The sequence below is a fragment of the Rhizobium sp. 1399 genome, from assembly GCF_031455475.1.
In the GTDB taxonomy this organism is placed as follows: domain Bacteria; phylum Pseudomonadota; class Alphaproteobacteria; order Rhizobiales; family Rhizobiaceae; genus Rhizobium.
The window spans coordinates 379,785-403,395 of sequence record NZ_JAVDSU010000005.1; the positions used below are offsets into that span (position 1 = coordinate 379,785).

Genomic DNA, 23,611 nt, shown 5'->3' on the forward strand with positions numbered 1-23,611 from the left:
GACGATGAGCGGAACGAATAGACGGCGGATCACCTCGAAGGAACTGGCGAAACTCGCCGGTGTCTCCTCCGCGACGATATCGAGGGCCTTTTCGCCGGATTCCAGGATCGGCAGCGCCACGCGTGACCGCATCCTCGCCGTTGCCCGTGAATATGGCTATCAGCCGAATGCGATCGCCCGTTCGCTGAACAACCAGCGTTCGCGCCTCGTCGCGCTCGTCGTCAACGCCATCGGCAACCCCTGCGAGGCCGAGGAGCAGCAGCTTCTCGTCCATCGCCTGCAGGCCCGCCAACTCCTGCCCATCATTCTCTGCTGCGCCGATCATTCGGACCGGCTGCAGCTCATGCGGCTTGCCTCGACCTACCAGGTGGATCACGTCGTCATCTTCTCCGACATGGTGTCGATGCAGGACGCCGTCGACATCTTCCACACCACGAAGCCGATTATCGTTTCCTTCGAGCCGCTGGAAAACGAGGATGTCTCCAACATCCGCATCGACGGCGCGGTCGGCGCTGGCGAGATCATCGACAAGATCGTCGGCGACGGAAAACGGCGCTTCGCCTATCTCTCCGGCACCAAGTCGAGCTGGATCGACAAGCTGCGCCGCAAGTGGTTTGCCGACGCTCTGGCGCGTCACGGCCTTGCCTTCGAAGCGGAAGCCTTCGGCGATTATTCCTACGATTCCGGCTTCAAGGAGGCCGTTCTCTTGCTGCACCGTTCCAAGGTCGATGCCATCATCTGCGGCAACGATGTGATGGCGATCGGGGCGCGCGACGCCGCCCGCCGCGTGCTCGGAAAGAATACGCCTGAGGATATCGCCATCGTCGGCCAGGATGGTATTGCCATGGCCGCCTGGGACTGCAACGACCTGACGACGCTGAGCCTCGACCACGTGGCTTTTATGGACGCGGTCGTCGAGGTGATCGAACGCCATGAGGCCGGCGATGAGGGCCCGCACAGCATTACGCTTGCCTGCACACCCCGCTGGGGTTCGACCGCCTGAGGGGCGGCTCCAGTCATTCGCATCGAGGAGGAATATCGATGATCACCCTTTCACGCGCCGCTGCCAGGCGCCGCCTCTCCCCTGCCGCCTGCCGGGGAGCCTGAGATGCGTTCCGTCGTTTCCCTCAATGAATCCTGGAGCTTCCACGAAGGCTTTGGCCAGCACCTGACCGAGGCTTTCGACGGCGACCATATCGTCAGCCTGCCGCATACGGCTGTCGAGCTGCCCTTCAACTATTTCGACGAGAAGCGCTATCAGCGCGCCTTCACCTATCAGAGGGTACTGCGCTGGCTGCCGGAATTCGAAGGCCGCGAAGTCTCCATCCTCTTCGATGGTGCCATGGCCGACAGTGTCGTCTATCTGAACGGCGAAGAGATCATTGCCCATAAGGACGGATATACGCCCTTCGAGGCCCGCCTGACCGGCAAACTCATCAAGGGCGAGAACCTGATCACCGTCAAGATCGACGGCAGCGAGAACCCCGCCATCCCGCCCTTCGGCGGTCGCATCGACTACCTCACCTATGCTGGCATCTATCGCGACGTCTGGCTGAAGGTCACCGACAAAGTCTCCATCCGCAATCTCAAGATCGAGACACATGACGTTCTGTCCGACATAAAGTCGGCCACGGTCCGCGTTGATGTCGCCAAGCCGCAGAGCCTGACCTATGCCGCGACCGTTACGGCCTCGCTGAAGGGTGCCGATGGTATCGTGCTCGCAAGTGCTGCCGGTGAAACGATCGGCTCCGTGACGACGCTCTCGTTCGGCGGACTGACGGGCATCGAACTGTGGGACCTGTCAAACCCGGCGCTCTATGAAGTTGTCGTCGATCTCAGAACCGAACATGGCTCGGATAGGGCATCTGCCCATTTCGGCTTCCGCACCGCCAAATTCACGCCGGAAGGCTTCCTGCTCAACGGTCGGTCCGTTAAGCTTCAAGGCCTCAACCGCCATCAGGCCTACCCTTATATCGGCTATGCAGCCGGCCGCTCCGCACAGGAGCGTGACGCCGACATCATGAAAAAAGTGCTGAAGTGCAATATCGTGCGCACCTCGCACTATCCGCAGTCGAAATGGTTCCTCGACCAGTGCGATCGCATCGGCCTGCTCGTCTTTGAAGAAATCCCCGGCTGGCAGCATATCGGCGATCTCGATTGGCAGAGAGAGTCCATCGAAAACGTTCGCCGCATGATCGAGCGCGACTGGAATCATCCCTCGATCATCATCTGGGGCGTGCGCATCAACGAGTCGCTCGACAGCCACGACTTCTATACCGCGACCAACCGGCTGGCCCATGAGCTCGATTCCACGCGCCAGACTGGCGGCGTTCGCTACCTGACCGAAAGCGAGCTTCTGGAAGACGTCTATACGATGAACGACTTCATCCTGGGCAATGAGGAACTGCCGGGCGCCAATCGCTCGCGCACGGCGCTGCGCGGCCAGCAAGAAAATACCGGCCTCTCATACAAGGTCCCCTACATCATCACCGAGTTCAACGGCCACATGCATCCGACCAAGATGTATGATGCCGAGCAGCGCCAGGCCGAACATGTGCGCCGCCACCTGGAAGTGCTGAATGCCGCCTATGGCGATCCGGATATTTCGGGCGCGATCGGCTGGTGCATGTTCGACTACAACACGCACAAGGATTTCGGCTCCGGCGACCGCATCTGCTATCACGGCGTCATGGACATGTTCCGCGAACCGAAATTCGCGGCCTATGTCTATGCCAGCCAGTGCGACTCCTCAGATGAAATCATCATGAAGCCGGTCACCTTCTGGGCGCGCGGCGAACGCAGCATCGGCGGTGTGCTGCCGCTGATCATCCTGACCAACTGTGACGAGGTTGAGCTGAAATACGGCTCGCTGACCAAGCGCATCGGTCCGGATCGCGAGAACTATCCGCACCTGCCGCATCCACCCGTCGTGCTCGACCACCGCCATTTCACCCAGGATGAACTCGGCCGCTGGGGTCTGGAATGGATCGACGGTGAATTCACCGGCTTCATCAATGGCGAGCCCGTGGCCAGACTGACGCTGGCAGCCGATCCGCTGCCGACCGCACTGGAAGTCGCGCCCGACAGCACCACGCTGAAGGCCCGCGAACGCGACACGACCCGTGTCATTATCCGCGCGCTCGACCAGCGCGGCCAGCGCCTGCCCTTCCTGAACGATGCTGTAACGCTGACGATCAAAGGCCCTGCCAAGATTGTCGGTCCGACGACCGTATCGCTCCAGGGCGGCACGACGGGCTTTTGGCTGGAAGCAACCGGCTTGACAGGCGAAATCACGGTCGAAGCGACATCGAGCCACTTCGCACCGGTAACGCTTTCGGTGGCGGCCGTCTGACGGCCGACAGAGCATTTCCGTTTTTCTTCGAATTACGGAAATGCTCTGCCTCTTTGCTTTCACGCAATTCGGGACGCAAAACCGCTACACACTTTTGCTGGAATTGCTCTACGCGATCCTGAGCTGGCTGGCGGGATCGAAGAACACCGCCTTGTCGAGATTGAAGGCAAGGCGGGTGTTCTGACCAGGCAGAATGCCGGTATCCGCTCCAAGGCGCGCCACCACCGACTTGCCGCCGAGCTTGGTGACGGCAAACGTATCCGAACCGGCCGGTTCCACGACTTCGATGGCGCAGTCGCCATGAACGACCGACTTCGCCTTGCGGTCGGCCCCGTCAGGGTCCGTCAATGCTTCGGGACGAATGCCGAAGATCACTTGCTTGCCCGCGTAGCCGGTAAGGCTATTACTGCCCGAATTGACCGGTAGCTTCAACGGCTCGGCATTGGGCCGCTCCAGCGAGACGTGCAAGCCGCCGTCGCCGTTTTCGACGGTCGCGTTGAGCAGGTTCATCGCCGGTGAGCCCATGAAGTCTGCTACGAAGACATTGGACGGGCTGTTGTAGATTTCCGCCGGCGTACCGAACTGCTGCAGCACGCCGTCCTTCAGCACCGCGATCTTCGTCGCCAGCGTCATCGCCTCGATCTGGTCATGGGTGACGTAGACGATCGTCGTTCCCATGCGCTGGTGCAGGCGCTTGATTTCCGTGCGCATATCGACGCGCAGCTTCGCATCCAGGTTGGAGAGCGGCTCGTCGAACAGGAACACTTGCGGATTGCGCACCAGCGCACGGCCCATCGCCACGCGCTGCCGTTGGCCACCGGAAAGCTGCGAAGGCTTTCGATCCAGGAGATGGCCGATCTGCAGCATGTCGGAGACCTGCTTGATCGCCTTCTCGCGCTCATCCTTCGGCACACCGCGGATTTCCATGCCGAAGGCGATATTGCCGGCAACGGTCATGTTCGGATAGAGCGCATAGCTCTGGAACACCATGGCGATATCGCGCTTGGACGGGTGCAAGCCGTTGATGGAGCGGCCATCGATGCGGATCTCACCCGAAGTGATCGCTTCGAGCCCGGCGATGGTGTTGAGCAGCGTGGACTTGCCACAGCCGGACGGGCCGACCAGCACCAGGAAGCCACCCTTTTCGAGTTCCAGGTCGATCCCCTTGAGAATGTCGACGGCGCCGAAGCGCTTCTTGAGACCGGAAATTTCAAGGAAAGCCATGGATCACCCTTTGACGGCGCCCGCCATCAGACCGCGCACGAAATAGCGGCCGGCGAGGATATAGACGATGAGCGTAGGAACGGCCGCGATCATCGCCGCAGCCATGTTGACATTATATTCGACCACGCCGGTCGAGGTATTGACGACATTATTGAGCGCCACCGTCATCGGCATGGAGTCACCCGTACCGGCATAGGCCGAGGCGAAGAGGAAGTCGTTCCAGATATTAGTGAACTGGTAGATGACCGTCACCACGATGATCGGCAGCGAATTCGGCAGCATGATACGGCGAAAGATCTGAAAGAAGCTCGCGCCATCGACCTGCGCGGCCTTCACCAGTTCGGTCGGAAAGGCCTCGTAGAAATTGCGGAAGAACAGCGTCGTGAAGCCGAGACCGTACACGACATGCACGAAGACGAGGTTCACCGTCGGATTGCCGAAGCCGAAGCTGAAACCGGTCGCGTTCTGAAGCGTCATACCGAAACGGCCGAGCGTGCCGAGAATGGTCGCCATCGGCAGCAGCACCGACTGGAACGGGATGAAGCAGGCAAAGAGCATCAACCCAAAGACCAGCGTATGGCCGGGAAAACGCCATTTGGTTAGCACGTAACCATTGAGCGCACCCATGATGGTCGAGATGGCAACCGCCGGCACGACCATCTTGATCGAGTTCCAGAAATAGCCCTTGATACCGGCGCAGGTGAGGCCCACGCAGGTCTCGCCCCAGGCCTTGAACCAGGGATCGAGTGTCGGTGCCTGCGGCAGGGCCAGCATGTTGCCGTTCTGAATCTCGTCCATGGTTTTGAACGAAGTGGTGAGCATCACGAAGAGCGGCATCAGATAGAGAATGGCGAAGATCAGCAGCAGGCCGTAAATGATGACCCGGCCGACCCAGCGGCCGCTATTGCCGCCCTGGGGGACTGCGATGTCAGAAGAGGTAACGCTGCTCATCGCGCCTTCTCCCTCAGTTCGGAATAGAGATAGGGCACGATGATCGCCGAGATGGTCATCAGCATGATGATGGCGCTTGCCGAACCGACAGCCATTTCATTTCGCTTGAAGGTGTATTCGTACATGAAGTTGGACGGCAGCCAAGCCGAGCCGCCGGGACCACCCGATGTCAGCGCCACCACGAGGTCATAGGACTTGATCGCCATATGGGCGAGCACGATGAAGGCGGACAGGAAGATTGGCCGCAGCATCGGAATGACGATGCGCCGGTAGAGCTGGAACGGTGTGGCGCCATCGATCTGAGCCGCTTTCATGATCTCGCCGTCGATGCCCCGCAAGCCCGCGAGGAACATCGCCATGACGAAGCCGGAAGCCTGCCAGACACCGGCGATGACGACGGTGTAGATGACGAAGTCCTTGTTCTTGATCCAATCGAAATGAAAGCTCGTCCAGCCGAGATGATGCAGCGTCTGCTCCAGGCCGAGGCCCGGATCGAGGAACCATTTCCAGGCAACACCGGTCACGATGAAGGACAGCGCCATAGGATAGAGAAAGATCGGCCGCAGCACGCCTTCGCCGCGAATCTTCTGGTCGAGAAGGATCGCCAGCAGCAGGCCGAGCCCCAGACAGATGAAGATGTAGAGGAAACCGAAGATCCCCATATTGGTGATCGATGTGTACCATGAGGACGGCGGATCGCTTTCGAAGGTCCAGCGCCAGAGCCGCTGATAAGCGCGCGCCCCCGTGATTGCATAGGACGGAAAAGTCTTGGAATTGGTGAAGGAGAGATAGGCCGTCCAGACGATGAAGCCATAGACGAAGATCACGGTGATCAGAAAACTCGGCGCCAATACGATCTTGGGCAGCGCATCCTGCAGCCGGCCGCGAATGGACGAGCGGGTTGAAGACTTCGACGTCAGGACCGGATCCGTGGTCGCAACTGTACTCATGTGATCATCTCCTCCCTGCACCGCAGGGGCTGTGGCCTCCCCGCAAGAATGCGGGAAAGCCCTGGTCGGTGGAATATTAGCGAGCGTCGTCGATCGCCTGGACGAGCTGGGTGACGGCTTCGTCGGAGGTCTTGATCTGACCATGGACGAACTTCGAGACAACGTCCTTATAGGCGTTGGTGATAGCCGGCGGAGCGCCATAGCCCTGCGCCAGCGAGCCGAACAGCGTGCCGCCTTCGTTGGCAGCCTTCAGGTCGGCAATACCCTTCTTGCCGCAAGCGTCGAAATCCGTATCCGGAACGTCGGTGCGGGCCGGAACCGAACCCTTGACGACGTTGAAGGCAGACTGGAAGCTCTTCGACAGCGTTGCCGTGGCGAGCGCGACCTGAGCGGCCTTGCGGTCGTCAGGAACGTTGAACATGCCGAACATGTCGGAGTTGTAGACCACGCTGCCATCGGTGCCTGGGAAGCGGTAGCACAGGAAGTCGGTATCAGGGGTCTTCTTGGCGGCAACGAATTCGCCCTTTGCCCAGTCGCCCATGACCTGCACCAGAGCATCGCCCTTGATGACCATGGCGGTCGCGAGGTTCCAGTCGCGGCCTGAGAAGTTCGGATCGACATACTTGATGATCTTGGCGAGGTTATCGAACGACTTCTTCATCGTGTCGGACTTCAGCGATTCCTCGTCGAGGTCGTTGAGAGCCTTCTTGTAGAATTCCGGACCGCCGGTCGAGAGCACGATGGAGTCGAACATCGTGGCTTCCTGCCAGTTCTGGCCGCCGAGCGCGAGCGGGATGACGCCGGCTGCCTTTGCCTTGTCGAGCAGGGCGAGCAGGTCGTCGAATGTCTTCGGCTGCGTGCCGCCGATCTTGTCCATGACGGACTTGTTGATCCACAGCCAGTTGACGGAGTGAACATTGACCGGTGCTGCAACCCACTTGCCGTCATAGACGGAGAACTTCTGCAGCGCTGCCGGAACAGACTTGTCCCAGCCTTCCTTCTTCGCTGCCTCGGTCAGGTCACCCATGACGCCAGCTTGGGCATAATCGAGAACGGTATAGCCGAGCATCTGAGAAGCGGTCGGATAGGTACCTGCCGCAACCATCGCCTTCAGCGCGGTCATAGCTGCGTCGCCGCCACCGCCAGCTACCGGAACGTCCTTCCAGGCAAAGCCTTCCTTAGCGAGATCCTGCTTCAGCACGTTGAGCGCCGCGGCTTCACCGCCGGACGTCCACCAGTGCAGCATCTGAACTTCCTTGACGTCAGCCGCGTGAGCGCTGCCGAAACCAGCCATCATCACGACAGCAAGAGCTGCCGAGCTCAAAAACTTGCGCATGAATATCCTCCCATTCGTGAATGAGCGGCGAGACCCTCCTCAGCCGCCCAGATGTCTTCCGCCGCAACGGCGGTCAAACACCACACCGCACCTCCCAGCACGGTTGACAATTTAAAACGTTATAAACGCGGTCACGTCAAGTCCTTCCTCGACTCCCGAGAAAAATATGATTAGTCCGATAAATATTGATTTTATTTGCATTTTTTCTGATCGCCGGAGAAACCGTAAAAATTTAAATCGTTTGCATTGATTGATTGCGTGCGGGTTTCATCGTGTTATTGTAGCCGCGATCCAGCACGGAATGTCCCCAGTGACCGAATCGTCCCAACTGCAACGCGGTGAAAATCCGGATGGTGCGCAAAAGCGCGGCAAGCCGACCTTGCGTACCATCGCGACATTGACCGGTCTTGCGGTGACGACGGTTTCGCGCGCACTCAGCGACGCGCCGCAAATATCGGTCGAAACGCGCGAGCGCGTCCATCGCATTGCCCGCGAGATCGGCTACCTGCCGGACCGGGCTGCCCAGCGCCTCAAGACAGGCCGCACCAACGTCATCAGCATCCTTCTTGATCCGCATCAAGAAGTGGTCGGCTTCGGCACGGCCATTATGTACGGCATCGCCAAGGTACTGAAAGAGACATCCTATCACCTCGTCGTCGCCCCGAACTTCCTGTCGACGACGGATCTCGAAGCGGCAGAATATATTGTTCGCAACAATTTCGCCGACGGCCTGATCTTCACGCGGACGGAACCCTTCGATGCGAGGGTGCGGATGCTGCAGGAGGTCGGCTTTCCCTTCGTGTCGCACGGGCGCACCGAGTTTTCGACACCGCACGCTTATGTCGATTACGACAATTATGCCTTCGCCTACGAAGCCACCCGGCGCCTGATCGCCAAGGGCAGGAAAAGGGTCACAGTCGTCATGCCGCCGAAGCGGCTGACCTTCAGCCAGCACATCCTTCATGGCTTCATGACCGCCGTGCGCGAGGCCGGCGTCGCCTACGAGATATCGGAAGCGGTCACGCTCGATTCACCGGCCAACGAGATCAGAGATTTCTTTCGGGCGCGTGCCGCGGCCCCCGATGTTCCAGACGGGTTCGTCTGTCCGGGCGAGGTTTCGGCGCTGGCGCTCGTCACCGCCATGAATGATGCGGGGCGCGTTCTCGCGGAAGACTATGATATCGTCGCCAAGGAGACCTCGCATCTCCTCACGCATCTGCAGCCGAAGATCGACACCATATACGAGGATCTGGTCGAGGCGGGCGAACATCTCGGCCAGATGCTTCTTCAGCGCATCGGCAATCCGGCAGCAGAGAGCCAGAGCCTGCTCCTGCCGCCGCAGATCAATTTTCCGGTAGCCTAAGCTGCGTCACGCCCTGCTGTCGGCTTTTCGCGGAAAGCGAAGACTTCGACCGGCTCGCCAAGCCCGCGCAGGGGAAAAGTGCCGAGATTGTCCATCTCTTCCGTGCAGGTCGCCATCTCGACGAAAGCGCGAGACAACAGTACCGGCCGCTTAACCTCCTTGGTCAAGGTTTCAAGCCGCGAAGCGACGTTGACTGCCGGGCCGATGACCGTGAAATCCAGCCGCCGGCTCGAACCGATATTGCCGTACATCACGTCGCCGACGTGGACGCCGACGCCGTAGCGCAGGGGATCACGCCCCAGGCGCTGATGTTGCTCATTCACTTTCGCCATCGCCTCCTGCCCTTCCCGGATCGCCGTCAGCAGATCCTCGCAAGCCGAAGGCTTCGACAGCGGGAAGATGGCGAGCAGCCCATCGCCCATGAACTTCAGGATTTCGCCGCCGTGCCGTTCGATCGGATCGGACATGGCATCGAAATAATCGTTGAGCAACTGGATGACGTCGTCGCGCGGCCAGAGATCGGAGATCGCCGTGAAATCGCGCAGGTCGCAGATCATGATCGCCGCGCCGACGGTCGTGCCGCTGCCGCGGGTGATGACGCCGGAGAGAATCTGTTCGCTCGCATGCGGCCCGACATAAGTCTGCAGCAGCGTGCGCGCCATGATGTTCTTGAGCCGGATCTCGCTGACGAGAGTGAGAGCAGGCAGCAGATCGCGCAGGAAATCCACGTGTTCGCCGGTAAAACCGCCTGGCCTATTGGTGGAGAACGTAACGACGTGGCGCTTGTCGAACGTATGATCGATCGGCCAGGCGATATATTCGGAATAGCCGTCGTCGCGCAGTTCCTGGTAGAAGGGATAGTCGTCGCCCTCCCATAAATCCTCAAGGTTCTTCCGCACCTCGTTGGCGCCTTTGTGGATCTCGTTGACCGGGCTATTGAGGAATTGCGGCGTGGTTTCCACCCCGTAAGCAAAGGTGTCGATCTTTGCCTCTTCCATGCCTTCCACCCACAGGATGCGAGCGCCGATCCATTGCGGATGGTTCGTGCGGAAATGCAAGCTCGACCGGTTCACCGGCACGCCGGCTGCCAGCAGCCGCTTGCACATCTCCACCAGGATATTGTCGATGAAACGCTCGTTGCGGGTCTCGTTGATCAGCCAATCGAGAATTCGGCGCCTGCGGATTGGCCAGACGCCTTCGGCAGCTTCACTTGCCGGATCAGTCGCTTCGAAAGAGGGCCTCATAAAAAACTCCCGCTACGCCACATTCAACGAATACACCGCGCTGAATGTGGGCGATAGCGGACCGAATGATAAGAGGCTTCGTAAAGATAAACCTCAGAAATCCCAGTCTTCGTCCTCGGTCGCCACCGCCTTGCCGATGACATAGGAGGAGCCGGAGCCCGAGAAGAAGTCATGGTTCTCATCGGCATTCGGCGAAAGCGCAGACAGGATCGCCGGATTGACCTTGCAGGCGTCAGCCGGGAACAGCGCCTCATAGCCGAGGTTCATCAGCGCCTTGTTGGCGTTGTAATGCAGGAACTTCTTGACGTCCTCGGTCAGCCCGACGCCGTCATAGAGCGCTTCGGTATATTTCGCTTCGTTGTCGTAGAGCTCGAGCAGCAGGTCGAAGGCAAAATCCTTGATCTCCTGGCGGCGCTCTTCGGAGAGCTTTTCAAGTCCGCGCTGGAACTTGTAGCCGATATAATAGCCGTGCACGGCCTCGTCACGGATGATGAGGCGGATCATGTCGGCCGTGTTGGTGAGCTTGGCGCGGCTCGACCAGTACATCGGCAGATAGAAGCCGGAATAGAAGAGGAAGCTTTCGAGGAAGACGCTCGCAACCTTCTTCTTCAGCGGATCGCCGGAAGCATAATGCTCCATGATCAGCGCCGACTTCTTCTGCAGGAACTCGTTTTCTTCCGACCAGCGATAGGCATCGTCGACATCGGGCGTCAGGCAGAGCGTCGAGAAGATCGAGGAATAGGAGCGCGCATGCACGGCTTCCATGAAGGAGATGTTGGAGAGCACCGCTTCCTCATGCGGCGTTGCCGCATCGGCCATCAGCTTGACGGAGCCGACACCGTTCTGGATCGTGTCGAGCAGCGTCAGCCCGGTGAAGACGCGGATCGTCAGCTGCTGCTCGGCCGGCGTCAGTGTCCCCCAGGAGGGAATGTCGTTCGACAGCGGCACCTTTTCCGGCAGCCAGAAATTGCCGGTCAGACGGTTCCAGACTTCGAGATCCTTGTCGTCCTCGATACGGTTCCAGTTGATGGCGCGCACGCGGCTGACCGGTTTGAATTGCATGTTCATCATCATCTCCGGTCGTTTAAAGCGTGCAGGATACGCAGCCCTGCACCTCGGTGCCGGACAGCGCCATCTGGCGAAGGCGGATGTAGTAGATCGTCTTGATGCCCTTCTTCCAGGCATAGATCTGGGCTCGGTTGATATCGCGCGTCGTTGCCGTGTCGCGGAAGAACAGCGTCAGCGACAGGCCCTGGTCGACATGCTGAGTGGCCGCCGCATAGGTGTCGATGATCTTATCGGGCCCGATCTCGTAGGCATCCTGATAGTAGTCGAGATTGTCGTTGGTCATGAACGGCGCCGGATAGTAGACGCGGCCGATCTTGCCTTCCTTGCGGATCTCGATCTTCGAGACGATCGGATGGATCGAGGAGGTCGAGTGATTGATGTAGGAGATCGAGCCCGTCGGCGGCACCGCCTGCAGGTTCTGGTTATAGAGGCCCGAAGCCATCACGGCCTTCTTCAGCTCCAGCCAGTCTTCCTGCGTCGGGATATGAATACCGGCATCGTCGAAGAGCGCCTGAACCTTCTCGGTCGCCGGCTTCCATTCCTGCTCGGTATATTTGTCGAAATAGTCGCCCGAGGCATATTTCGAATTCTCGAAGCCCTTGAAGCTTGCGCCACGTTCGACCGCCAGACGGTTGGAGGCGCGCAGCGCGTGATAGGTCACCGTGTAGAAATAGATATTGGTGAAATCGACGCCCTCTTCCGAACCGTAATGGATGCGCTCGCGGGCGAGGTATCCATGCAGGTTCATCTGGCCGAGGCCGATTGCATGGCTGTCGTCATTGCCCTTCTCGATCGATGGAACCGAGGAGATGTGACTCATGTCGGAAACGGCCGTCAGCGCGCGGATCGAGGTCTCGATCGTCTTGCCGAAATCGGCCGAATCCATCGCCATGGCGATATTCAGCGAGCCGAGATTGCACGAGATATCCTTGCCCATCACCTTGTAGGAAAGGTCGTCGTTGAAGGTGCTCGCTTCGCTGACCTGCAGGATTTCGGAGCAGAGATTGCTCATGCTGATGCGGCCGGCGATCGGGTTTGCCCGGTTCACCGTGTCTTCGAACATGATGTAGGGATAACCGCTCTCGAACTGAATTTCGGCAATTACCTGGAAGAATTCGCGCGCCTTGATCTTCTTCTTTGTGATACGGGCATCCGCCACCATCTCGCGGTACTTCTCCGTCACCGATATCTCGGTGAAGGGCACACCATAGACCCGCTCCACGTCATAGGGCGAGAAGAGGTACATATCCTCATTGTTCTTGGCGAGTTCGAAAGTGATGTCGGGCACGACGACGCCGAGCGACAGCGTCTTGATGCGGATCTTCTCGTCAGCATTTTCGCGCTTGGTATCAAGGAAGCGCATGATGTCAGGGTGATGGGCGTTGAGATAAACGGCACCTGCACCCTGCCGAGCACCGAGCTGATTGGCGTAGGAGAACGAGTCTTCGAGCAGCTTCATGACGGGGATGATGCCGGAAGACTGGTTTTCGATCTGCTTGATTGGCGCACCAGCCTCGCGGATGTTCGTCAGCGATAGCGCCACACCACCGCCGCGCTTGGAAAGCTGCAGCGCCGAATTGATGGAGCGGCCGATCGATTCCATATTGTCTTCGACACGCAGCAGAAAGCACGAGACGAGCTCGCCGCGCTGCTTCTTGCCGGCATTGAGGAAAGTCGGCGTTGCCGGCTGGAAACGGCCGGTAATGATCTCCTCGACCAGATCGCGGGCGAGCTGTTCATTGCCTCGGGCAAGAGCCAGCGCCACCATGCAGATACGGTCTTCGTAGCGCTCCAGATAGCGCTTTCCGTCGAAGGTCTTCAGCGTGTAGCTGGTGTAATATTTGAAGGCGCCGAGGAAAGTCGGGAAACGGAACTTCTTGGCATAGGCCTCGTCGAACAGGTCGCGGACGAAATTGAAGGAATACTGGTCGAGCACTTCCTGCTCGTAATAGCCTTCGGTCACCAGATAATCGAGCTTCTCCCTGAGGTTATGGAAGAACACCGTGTTCTGGTTCACATGCTGCAGGAAATACTGCTTGGCCGCCATGCGATCCTTGTCGAGCTGTATCTTGCCCTGCTCGTCATAGAGGTTCAGCATTGCGTTCAGCGCGTGATAATCCAGCACTTCCACGGCCTTCGAAGACCGCTCGCCAGCGGGCTGAGCTGAACTATGAAGCGGTTTTGCGCCCGCATCCCGCGTCAAATTTGTTCCCGTGTCCAAAATCGTCCCATCCCGTCTTTGACATTGGCGACATCCTCGGCAGTCCCCAAAAGCTCGAACCTGTAGAGATACGGCACCTGGCACTTCTGTGAGATCACGTCGCCGGCAAGCCCGTAGGTCTCGCCGAAATTGCTGTTGCCCGCAGCAATGACGCCGCGGATGTTGGTGCGGTTTTCCGCCTCGTTGAGGAAACGGATCACCTGCTTGGGCACGGCTCCCTTTACGATCCCGGGGCCGCCGTCCCCGCAATAGGTGGGCGAGATCAGCACATAGGGTTCGCGAATGTGGATGTCTTCAGCGCCGAGAGGAATGCGCGCCGCGCGCAGTCCCAGCTTCTCGACGAAACGATGGGTATTCTCGGACCGGCTGGAATAATAGACGATCAGGCCCACCGCTCTTCTCCGATCAGGAGAGCGCGCTGATCATATCAGGGCGGAAGCCCGCCCAGTGCTGCTCGCCGGCAACGACGACCGGAACCTGCATGTAGCCCATGCCGCGCACACGATCGAGGGCGTCGGCATCTTCCGAGATATCGATGATCTGATAGTCTACGCCCAGACGGTCGAGGGCGCGGTAGGTCGCTGTGCACTGAACGCAGGCAGGCTTGCTGTAAACGGTAACGCTCATCATGTTCCTCGTGATGTCAATGGATTCCGGACGCAGAACTAGGATCGGGCGCCTTGCGGCGTCCGGGGCAACGCTTGAGAATGATCTGACAAAGTTGGCGCTTTACACGCCAGGCATTATTCCTCGCAGGATCTGCGCGGGCGGCGGTTTCGATGCTCTCGACATGACTTCAACCCCGAAGTGTTCATGCGGACGTTCAGGGGCAGCGCAACAGGTGCGGATTTGATCCGCCTGACATGCACGCAACCTTCCGGACACCCCGCCCGTGGACGTTTCTCGCTCAAGGCAGGTCTCCTGGCTCGCGGGTCGAAGCACCCTGCCCGCAGCCTTCCCAAAGCATCATGCCTCAGTGACCTGAAATCGGACAGTTGCTCGCCGCTTACAGTTGCGGGGGCAGCTCCGGCCTTGTTTCGCCTTCATGGCAAAACGCACCGTATTCCCGTCTTAGCCTGCGATCCCTAGCGAATCGAAGGAACCTTGAACACTAGATATAGTACTCGAATCGGAGTTGGCGTCAACGGATGGTTTGTGCGTCGCGTTACGGCATGTTTGAAATTGCTACATTCCTGTGAAAAACATGGATAACGGCTGGTTAACAGCAGCAGGCTGTGGAGAAGGCCGCCGAGGCGAGAGCCGGCCTATAGCCGGCTCTCCAGGAATCGAATAGGCGCTCAGGCGCGTGTCGTTGCTGCGGCAGCACGCAACAGCCGAGCAGCCGCCACCATGTTGACGAGCGCCGGGCGCACCTCTTCCCACTTGCGGGTCTTCAAACCGCAATCGGGATTGATCCAGAGCTGTCCATCCGTCAGACGCTCGCGCGCCAGCGTCAGAAGCTCGGTCATTTCCCCGACATCGGGAACGCGCGGCGAATGGATGTCATAAACACCGGGGCCGATCTCGTTCGGATATTTGTAGCTGCGGAAGGCTTCCAGCAATTCCATCTTTGAACGCGAGGTCTCGATGGAAATCACGTCGGCATCCATGGCCGCGATGGCGTCGATGATCTGGTTGAACTCCGAGTAGCACATATGCGTATGGATCTGCGTCTCGTCGGCAACGCCTGATGAGCACAGGCGGAAACTTTCGACCGCCCAATCAAGGTACGTCTTCCAGTCCGCCTTGCGCAGCGGCAGGCCTTCACGAAGAGCGGCTTCGTCGATCTGGATCATCGCCGCACCCGCCTTTTCGAGATCGACGACCTCGTCGCGGATCGCCAGCGCGATCTGCCGGCTGACATCGGCGCGGGAAAGATCGTCGCGCACGAAGGACCAGTTGAGGATCGTCACCGGTCCCGTCAGCATGCCTTTGACCGGCTTTTCCGTCAGCGATTGCGCATAGCGCCACCACTCGACCGTCATCGGCTTCGGCCGGGAGATATCACCGAAAATGATCGGCGGGCGAACGTAGCGCGAGCCGTAGCTCTGCACCCAGGCATGTTGCGTGAAGGCAAAGCCGGAAAGCTGCTCGCCGAAATACTGCACCATGTCATTACGCTCGAATTCACCGTGGACGAGCACATCGAGACCGATCTCCTCCTGCCAGCGGATCGCTGCTTCGGTTTCCTTTTTCAGGAAGGCATCATAATCCGCCTCGCTGATCGCCCCCTTGGTGAAAGCGGAGCGGGACTTTCGAACATCTGATGTCTGCGGGAAGGAGCCGATCGTCGTAGTCGGGAACAGCGGCAAGCGAAGCTTACGCTCCTGCAGTCCGGTCCGCTCGGCAAAATCGCTGCTGCGTGTCTTCATCGCCTCGTCGATCGCGGCAACCCGCTGTCTGACCTTCAGATCATGTACGCGCGTAGATACGGCGCGCGATGCAACGGCCTGCGAGGCTGCCGCAATCACCTGGGAGGCCTTGCCGGCATCACCGAGCGCTGCGAGCTCATCAAGCTTCTGGGCAGCGAAGGCGAGCCATGATTTCATCTCACCATCCAGCCCGCTCTCCAGTTCCAGATCGATCGGCGCGTGCAGCAGCGAGCAGGACGGCGCGATCTGTAGCCGGTCCGCACCAAAGTGCTGGACAAGCGGCTCGATCCTCTCCCGGATCGCCGCAAGGTCTGCCTTCCAGATATTGCGCCCGTCGATGACGCCAAGCGAAAATGTCAGATCGCTGGGTGCCTTGAAAAGGGCATCGATCTGCTGTGGAGCGCGAACGAGATCGACATGCAGGCCGGCAACCGGGAGCGAGAGCGCCGTCGGCAGATTGTCGCCGATCGCGCCGAAATAGGTGGCGACCATGATCTTCAGGTCGGGCACCAATTCATGCAGCGCACGATAGGTATGCTGCAATGCTGCCTGCTCTTCCTGTGAAAGATCGAGCACGAAGCAAGGTTCGTCGATCTGCACCCAGTCGACACCGGCTGCACGAAGTTCTGCCAGTACTTTTGTATAAACAGGCAACAAGCGTGCAAGCAGGTCAATCGGCGCAAAACCTTCTTCGCTTCCCTTGGCGAGTTTCAGGAAGGTAACCGGACCGAGGATGACCGGCCGGGTGTGGATGCCAAGTGTCTTGGCCTCGACGAAGGCATCAAGTGGCTTGTTCGCCGTCAGGGCAAAGGTCTGATCGGGGCCGAGTTCCGGCACCATGTAGTGGTAGTTCGTGTCGAACCATTTCGTCATTTCCAGCGCCGGCGCGCCATGCCCGTGATGGTGCTGATGGCCGCAATCGACATGCGCCTCTTCGCCGGTGGAGCCGCGCGCCATCGCGAAATAGGTGTCGAGAGAAACTTGCCCGCCCTTCCAGCCATAGGCGGCGGGAATGGCGCCGACCATGACCGCCGTGTCGAGCACATGGTCGTAAAGCGAGAAATCGTTCGAGGGGATGACGTCGATCCCCTTCTGCTTCTGCAGGAGCCAGTTTTCCGCCCGCAGCCGCTTCGCGACATCGAGAAGCGCGCCGGCATCGGATTTGCCGGCCCAGTAGCTCTCCAGTGCGAATTTGAGTTCGCGATGCTTTCCGATCCTGGGAAAGCCGAGATTTGCAGTCTTGATAGTCATTTTCCTTACCCCGAAGGTTATGGGCAAGGCTGCGGCGCAACGCATCGACGAGATACGGCCATGGGAATGCCGTCTCGCGCAAGCGGCACACCGGGACACCCCGCCCGTGGACGTTATCTATCGCGGCAGGTCTCCTGGCTTGCGGGTCATCGACATCGTCCAGTCTTCCCGGGAGTCTTCCCAGTGACGTCGAAGGACGGTGTCTATCCGCTTACAGTTGCGGGGGCAGCTTCGGTCTTGGCGATGGCCGCACCGAATTCCCTCTTAGCTTGGGATCAACAGATCCCAAGAACCAACGATGCGGCAAGCATGCACCCGCCGCATCGCAACGTCAATATGATATAAAGAAATCTTTATGTCTTTATCTGAAGAAGCCGAAGTGCATTCATCGTCACCAGCACGGTCGCACCCGTATCGGCGAGGATCGCCGGCCACAGGCCGGTAATGCCGATGATGGTGGTAACCAGGAACACGGCCTTCAGCCCGAGCGCGATGGTGATGTTCTGAAAGATATTGCGCATCGTCCGCTTCGAAAGGTCGATCATCCGGGCTACGTCGCCGACACGCCCATGCAGCACAGCCGCATCCGCCGTCTCCAGCGCCACGTCGGTGCCGCCGCCCATGGCGATGCCGACATCGGCAGCGGCAAGTGCCGGCGCGTCATTAATGCCGTCACCCACCTTGGCGACGAACAGACCTTCCTTCTTCAGTTCGCCAACAATGCGCTGCTTGTCCTGCGGCAGGAGTTCGCCGCGCCAGTCGATGCCGAGATCGCCGGCAACGGCTGCCGCCGTGCGCTTGTTGTCGCCGGTCAGCATGATGGCGCGCACGCCAGCTGCCTTCAGCGTCGCAAGCCCGCTCTTTGCGTCTTCACGAGGTTCGTCGCGCATGGCAATGAGACCGGCGGCGACACCATTGACGAGCAGCACCGAGACGCTCTTGCCCGCGCCGTTCAGCACCGCGACCTGTTCGTCCTGCTCCGCATTCAGCGCCCCGCGCTCGCGCGCAGCCGGCGGCGACAGGAGATCGAGCGTCTCCCCACCTACCTTGCCGGTCATGCCCTTGCCGGGCAGCGCTTCGACTTCGAAAGCCGGCGGCACGGGTACTCCATCGGCCTTGGCCCGATTGAGGATTGCCAGCGCCAGCGGATGGCTGGAGCCCTGCTCCAGAACAGCAGCGCGCGAAAGCACCTCTGCCTCGGTGCGTCCGTAGGAAATTATATCGGTGACCTGCGGTTTGCCTTCGGTCAGCGTACCGGTTTTATCAAAGGCAACGGCCGTCACCTTCCCAAGCGATTCCAGAACCGCCCCACCCTTCATCAGCAGACCGCGGCGCGCACCCGCCGAAAGCGAGGCGGCAATCGCCGCCGGCGTGGAAATGACAAGCGCACAGGGGCAGCCGATCAGCAGGATTGCGAGACCCTTATAGACCCATTCACCCCATGCCCCGCCCATCAGCAACGGCGGCAAAACGGCGACCAGAGCCGCCACGACGACGACACCAGGCGTATAATAGCGGGAGAAGCGATCGATGAAGCGCTCCGTCGGAGCCTTCGATTCCTGGGCTTCCTCCACCAGCTTGACGACGCGGGCAATCGTATTGTCCTCGGCAGCGGCCGTGACACGGACGCGCAGCGCCGCATCGCCATTGACCGTGCCGGCGAAGACCATCTCGCCTGCGCCCTTGCGAACCGGCGTGCTTTCGCCCGTCACCGGCGCCTCATCGATAGCGCTTTCGCCGGAAACAATTGTCCCGTCGGCGGAAATCCGGTCTCCCGGACGCACGAGAATGACGGAGCCGACGGAAAGCGTCTCAGCTGGCACTTCCTTCACCTCGCCGCCCGTCTCGAGCAGCGCATTCTTAGGCACCAGCGTCGTCAGCGACTGGATGCTGGCGCGCGCCTTGCCGGCAGCCACGCCTTCCAGCAATTCGCCGACGAGGAACAGGAAGACGACCGTCGCCGCCTCTTCCCCCGCATTGATGATGACAGCGCCGACAGCGGCAATCGTCATCAGCATCTCGATCGAAAAGGGCGTGCCAGAAAGGGCGGCCATGACCGCGCGGCGGGCAATCGGCACCAGCCCGACCAGCATGGCAACGATGAAAGCATAGGGGGCAATCGACGGCACCAGATGGCCGAGCACGTAGGCGGCAACGAGTGCGAGGCCGGAAAGGATCGTCAACCGGCCTTTCTTGCTCTGCCACCAGGGACCGGTCATCGGCCCATGATCATGGCCGTGCAGCCCCTCGACCTCCTCGGCGCTGTGCGAATGATCGTGACCGGCATGATCGTGATCATGGCCTTCGTGGTCATGATCGTGATGGTCGTGATCATGATGCTCATGCCCATCGTGATCGTGATCGTGGTCATGGTCGTGCCCATGATCGTGGTCGTGATGCGCATGGTCATGACCGGTCTTGCTCTCGCGAGCAGGAGCCTTGCCGGTGAGCGGAGCAACCGAATAGCCGAGGCCGGTCACCCTCTTCTCGATCGCCTTGAGATCGCTGCTGCCATCGTGGCGCACCGTCATCGTGCCTGCTGTCACCGACACGGAGACGTCTTCGACGCCGGGCACGCGTCTGACGGCGGTATCGATTTTCGTTGCGCAGGCGGCGCAATCCATTCCGCCAACCCGGTACCGTGCCTGTGCTGCTTCGCTCATGATTTCGATCCTTGCTTGTAAGCAGTATCGTTCCTACATCCTCTAGCGACTAGAGGTGCAAGAGGAAAATCATGAAAAAGATCACCATCGGTGAAGCCGCCCGCCAGAGCGGCGTCAAGGTGCCGACGATCCGCTATTATGAGGGCATCGGCCTGTTGTCTGCGCCGAGCCGCAGCGAGGGCAATCAACGCTCCTACGAGCCATCGGACCTCAACCGCCTCACCTTCATCCGCCACGCCCGCGAACTCGGCTTCGAGATCGATGCAATCCGCACATTGCTGCAGCTGCAGGACGACCCTTACCAGTCCTGCGCTTCCGCCGACGCCATCGCCAAGGCCCGCTTGATCGAGGTGGAACAGCGCATCCGCAGCCTCAATGCCCTGAAGGCGGAACTGGAGCAGATGGTCGAGGGCTGCGGCCATGGCCGCGTCGATCAATGCCGGGTCATCGAGGTGCTCGCCGACCATGGCAAGTGCGTGCATCCGCATCACTGAGACTTGCGCTCGCCGACCGCCCGCGCCAAGAAGGCGCTATGAACCAGAAGACGATCGCAGTCATCGGTGGCGGCCCGGCCGGCCTTTCGGCAGCCGAAGTATTGTCGGCAAGCGGCCATGCCGTTTCCATCTATGATGCGATGCCGACCTTTGCCCGCAAGTTCTTGCTCGCCGGCAAGTCCGGCCTCAACATCACCCATTCCGAAGACTACGAGCGCTTCGCTACCCGCTTTGGCGGTGCCAATCCCCATCTACGCGCCGCCCTCGACGCCTTCACCCCGGCCGATATCCGCGCCTGGGCGGCAGACCTCGGCACCGAAACCTTCGTCGGTTCCTCCGGCCGGGTCTTTCCCAATGTCATGAAGGCCTCGCCGTTGCTGCGCGCCTGGCTCGCCCGTCTGGAAGCCCGCGGCGTCAGCTTCTTCACCCGCCACCGATGGATCGGCTTTGCAGAAGGCGGCCATGTTTTCGAAACACCCGACGGCAGCAAGACCATATCATGCGACGCCACACTGCTCGCACTCGGCGGTGCCAGCTATCCGCGTCTCGGCTCGGATACCGGTTGGCTGCCGCTACTCTCCGAACGCGGCATAGTGATTGCGCCGTTTCGCCCCGCCAATTGCGGCTTCGATGTCGCCTGGAGCGAACTCTTCCGTGATCGCTTCGCCGGAGAGCCGCTGAAATCGGTGACGGCAACATCAGGCGCGGGGACATTTCCAGGCGAATTCGTCATTAGTAAACACGGCATCGAAGGCAGCCTCGTCTATGCCCACTCGGCCGCTTTGCGTGACGACCTGTTGCAGCATGGTAAGGCAACCCTCTCGATCGACCTTGCTCCCGGCCGCACCCTCGATCGCCTGTCTCGCGATCTCTCCCGGCAGGATGCCAAGACGAGTTTTTCCAACCGCCTGCGCAAGGGAGCGGGTCTCGACGGTGTGAAGCCAGCACTTCTGCGCGAGCTAGTGCCGGAAGCCGATCGCAACGATCCGCACAAACTCGCTGCCGCCATCAAGTCCCTGCCGATCCCGCTGCTGCGCCCACGCCCCATCGCCGAGGCCATATCCTCTGCCGGCGGCATCGCCTTCAGCGAAATCGACGAGACCTATATGCTGAAACATCTCCCCGGCGTCTTTGCAGCCGGAGAGATGCTGGATTGGGAGGCGCCGACGGGCGGCTATCTGCTGACGGCCTGTTTCGCCACGGGACGAGCCGCGGCGAAAGGGATAGAGGACTGTCTCAGCCAAATGTGAAGGCGAAAGCCTGCACGCGGGGATCGAGGAAGTGGATCTCGAACGTGTGGTCGCCGACCGGCCCGGCTTCACGCACCAGCTGGTAGAGCCGCTGTCCCGTCACCATGCCATTGCCGTCGGCATCCGTATCCACGCCATGCCCGTCGCCCGGCGCCTTGCCGTCGACCGTCACCTTGAAGCGCACCGGCTTGCCATCGGCACCAGGTCCGAGAACCAGATGCAGGTCGCGGGCATGGAAGCGGTAGTAGATGCTGCCATCGGCGCCGTTCAGCGTTGCCTGTTCAGGGCCGACCGTCCAGTTGCCGGTGAGACCCCACTCATTGAGCTTGGGCGTTGCGGCGACATAATCATGAGCAGCATCGTTGACCGTGCCCTTGTCATCGACGAAATTCTGCGAGCGGGAATAACCAACATAGGTTTCCGGAGACTGCACATTCGCTGTATCGGAGGCAGCTTCGGCACCGGTCGCCTTCACATCGACGATATCGCTGGAAATGCCGGTCTTGCCGGCTTCGGCCAACAGTTGCTGGATTACCCGTTCGGACTGGTCGTAATCGCCTTCGCCGAAATGATGGTGGCGTATCTGCCCCTTCGCATCGATGAAATAATGCGCCGGCCAGTATTCATTGTCGAAGGCCCGCCAGATCGCATAATTGTTATCGACTGCGACCGGATAGGTGATGCCGAGATCGGAAATCGCCTTCTTCACATTGTCGACATTCTTCTCGAAGGCGAATTCCGGCGAATGCACGCTGATGACAACGAGGCCTTGATCCTTGTACTTTTCAGCCCAGGCTTCGACATAGGGAATGGCGCGCAGGCAGTTGATGCAGGAATAGGTCCAGAAGTCGACGAGCACGACCTTGCCCTTCAACTGCTCGGCCGTCAGCGGCCCTGAATTCAGCCATTGCACGGCCCCATCAAGCGGCGGCATCTGGCCTTCGACCGGCAGTTGCTCGGCGGCACCCTTCGGCTTCATCGCCATTATCATCGAGTTGCCGCTCGTTGCAGCTGGGTTGCCGGATATCATCATCTGATCGTTGCCCGTCATTGCCATCGAGCCACCGCCGCCAGCCGGCATCACCACGGATTTCATGGAGCCGCCCGCATTGTCGGCCGTCCGCTGCTGCGGATGGAAACGATCGACGAGCCCTTGTTCCAGAAGATTGGTGCTGGCAAGCGACGCCTGCGTCAGGAAGCCCGTATCGAGGCCAAGCGCAATCGCCACGACAGCGACGAGAACCGCCACGCCGACTCCGCGCCGCAGCCATTCGCCGACACCAAGAGATCGCTTCATCGTCTGATAGACCTTGCCGCCGATGAGAAGCGCAAGTGCAAGCGAGGTTGCGGCACCCAGCGCATAGGCAAGCAGCAGCAGCGTCGTGCCGACATTCGCGCCCTGAAGCGCCCCACCCGTGAGGATGAGGCCGAGAACCGGCCCGGCGCAAGGCGCCCAGAGCAGGCCGGTCGCAACGCCGAGCAGCAACGAGGCGGCAATGGCCGAACCACCGCCACGCGTGCTTTTATCGGCTGACTGTGACAGGCGCGCACCGAGCGAAACGAGCGGCCGTGTCAGATAGTCGGACAGCGCCGGAAAGAGCAGGACGACGCCGAAGATTGCAAGCAGCACGATGGCGGCATAGCGGCCATATTCATTGGCCTGCACCGCCCATCCGCCGCCGACCGCCGCCAATGTCGCGACGCCAGCGAATGTCGCCGCCATGCCGACAAGCATTGGCAGCGTGCTGCGCAGGAAAGGCTGGCCGGCACGCGCAAAGACGAAGGGCAGCACCGGCAGGATGCAGGGGCTGACAATCGTCAGCACCCCACCGAGATAGGCAAGAACGAAGAAAAGCATCGGAATAATCCGTC

At 60.1% G+C, this 23,611-nt stretch carries 17 protein-coding genes and 2 riboswitches; of the genes, 5 read left to right on the plus strand and 12 right to left on the minus strand.

Annotation, left to right across the window (positions count from 1 at the left end):
- The first annotated feature begins 4 nt into the window (after window positions 1-4).
- Window positions 5-1,003, plus strand: coding sequence for a LacI family DNA-binding transcriptional regulator (locus tag J2X71_RS19220; protein WP_007820370.1), 999 nt, complete (start codon window positions 5-7; stop codon window positions 1,001-1,003).
- Between the two features lie 105 nt (window positions 1,004-1,108).
- Window positions 1,109-3,352: a glycoside hydrolase family 2 TIM barrel-domain containing protein gene (locus tag J2X71_RS19225; RefSeq protein WP_310383923.1), complete on the plus strand. Its 2,244-nt coding sequence runs from the start codon at window positions 1,109-1,111 to the stop codon at window positions 3,350-3,352.
- 108 nt (window positions 3,353-3,460) lie between these two features.
- On the opposite strand, the gene J2X71_RS19230 is transcribed toward J2X71_RS19225, so the two are convergent.
- The 4 genes from J2X71_RS19230 to J2X71_RS19245 all read right to left on the minus strand — a co-directional run bounded on the left by J2X71_RS19230 (window position 3,461) and on the right by J2X71_RS19245 (window position 7,813).
- Window positions 3,461-4,576: an ABC transporter ATP-binding protein gene (locus J2X71_RS19230; protein WP_310383925.1), complete on the minus strand. Its 1,116-nt coding sequence runs from the start codon at window positions 4,574-4,576 to the stop codon at window positions 3,461-3,463.
- Window positions 4,577-4,579: 3 nt separating this feature from the next.
- Entirely contained in the window at window positions 4,580-5,527 is a 948-nt protein-coding gene (locus J2X71_RS19235; protein WP_310383927.1) for a carbohydrate ABC transporter permease, read from the minus strand.
- Window positions 5,524-6,477, minus strand: coding sequence for a sugar ABC transporter permease (locus tag J2X71_RS19240; RefSeq protein ID WP_310383930.1), 954 nt, complete (start codon window positions 6,475-6,477; stop codon window positions 5,524-5,526). The genes J2X71_RS19235 and J2X71_RS19240 overlap by 4 nt, the downstream gene beginning before the upstream one ends.
- Window positions 6,478-6,553: 76 nt before the next feature.
- The gene (locus tag J2X71_RS19245) at window positions 6,554-7,813 is read right to left on the minus strand and encodes an ABC transporter substrate-binding protein (protein WP_310383932.1); all 1,260 of its coding nucleotides are present in this window, start codon (window positions 7,811-7,813) and stop codon (window positions 6,554-6,556) included.
- Between the two features lie 310 nt (window positions 7,814-8,123).
- On the opposite strand from J2X71_RS19245, the gene J2X71_RS19250 reads away from it, so the two are divergent.
- Entirely contained in the window at window positions 8,124-9,176 is a 1,053-nt protein-coding gene (locus tag J2X71_RS19250; RefSeq protein ID WP_310383934.1) for a LacI family transcriptional regulator, read from the plus strand.
- On the opposite strand, the gene J2X71_RS19255 is transcribed toward J2X71_RS19250, so the two are convergent.
- From J2X71_RS19255 to J2X71_RS19285, 7 genes are all read right to left on the minus strand, one after another.
- The gene (locus J2X71_RS19255) at window positions 9,173-10,420 is read right to left on the minus strand and encodes an adenylate/guanylate cyclase domain-containing protein (RefSeq protein ID WP_310383936.1); all 1,248 of its coding nucleotides are present in this window, start codon (window positions 10,418-10,420) and stop codon (window positions 9,173-9,175) included. The genes J2X71_RS19250 and J2X71_RS19255 overlap by 4 nt on opposite strands.
- 93 nt (window positions 10,421-10,513) lie before the next feature.
- A complete protein-coding gene (gene nrdF / locus J2X71_RS19260; protein ID WP_310383938.1) occupies window positions 10,514-11,488 on the minus strand; it encodes a class 1b ribonucleoside-diphosphate reductase subunit beta in 975 nt (324 codons plus the stop codon).
- A 16-nt stretch (window positions 11,489-11,504) separates the two neighbouring features.
- A complete protein-coding gene (gene nrdE, locus J2X71_RS19265; RefSeq protein ID WP_310383940.1) occupies window positions 11,505-13,709 on the minus strand; it encodes a class 1b ribonucleoside-diphosphate reductase subunit alpha in 2,205 nt (734 codons plus the stop codon).
- On the minus strand, window positions 13,688-14,101 hold the full coding sequence (gene nrdI, locus J2X71_RS19270; protein ID WP_310383942.1) for a class Ib ribonucleoside-diphosphate reductase assembly flavoprotein NrdI: 414 nt from the start codon (window positions 14,099-14,101) through the stop codon (window positions 13,688-13,690). Before nrdI ends, nrdE begins: the two co-directional genes overlap by 22 nt.
- A 13-nt stretch (window positions 14,102-14,114) precedes the next feature.
- Entirely contained in the window at window positions 14,115-14,336 is a 222-nt protein-coding gene (nrdH, locus tag J2X71_RS19275; RefSeq protein WP_310383943.1) for a glutaredoxin-like protein NrdH, read from the minus strand.
- 266 nt (window positions 14,337-14,602) lie between these two features.
- A riboswitch (cobalamin riboswitch) is annotated at window positions 14,603-14,831 on the minus strand.
- Window positions 14,832-15,007: 176 nt separating this feature from the next.
- Complete coding sequence (gene metE, locus J2X71_RS19280; RefSeq protein WP_310383944.1) at window positions 15,008-17,332, minus strand: 5-methyltetrahydropteroyltriglutamate--homocysteine S-methyltransferase; 2,325 nt, start codon at window positions 17,330-17,332, stop codon at window positions 15,008-15,010.
- Between the two features lie 106 nt (window positions 17,333-17,438).
- Window positions 17,439-17,644, minus strand: a riboswitch (cobalamin riboswitch).
- A gap of 41 nt (window positions 17,645-17,685) precedes the next feature.
- Entirely contained in the window at window positions 17,686-19,995 is a 2,310-nt protein-coding gene (locus J2X71_RS19285) for a heavy metal translocating P-type ATPase (protein WP_310383946.1), read from the minus strand.
- Window positions 19,996-20,066: 71 nt separating this feature from the next.
- Between J2X71_RS19285 and J2X71_RS19290 the strand changes: the two genes are divergently transcribed.
- The gene (locus J2X71_RS19290; RefSeq protein WP_310383948.1) at window positions 20,067-20,489 is read left to right on the plus strand and encodes a helix-turn-helix domain-containing protein; all 423 of its coding nucleotides are present in this window, start codon (window positions 20,067-20,069) and stop codon (window positions 20,487-20,489) included.
- A gap of 38 nt (window positions 20,490-20,527) precedes the next feature.
- Entirely contained in the window at window positions 20,528-21,739 is a 1,212-nt protein-coding gene (locus tag J2X71_RS19295) for a TIGR03862 family flavoprotein (RefSeq protein WP_310383950.1), read from the plus strand.
- On the opposite strand, the gene J2X71_RS19300 is transcribed toward J2X71_RS19295, so the two are convergent.
- Window positions 21,726-23,597, minus strand: a complete 1,872-nt coding sequence (locus J2X71_RS19300) for a cytochrome c biogenesis protein DipZ (protein WP_310383952.1) — start codon at window positions 23,595-23,597, stop codon at window positions 21,726-21,728. The genes J2X71_RS19295 and J2X71_RS19300 overlap by 14 nt on opposite strands.
- Window positions 23,598-23,611 lie beyond the last annotated feature (14 nt).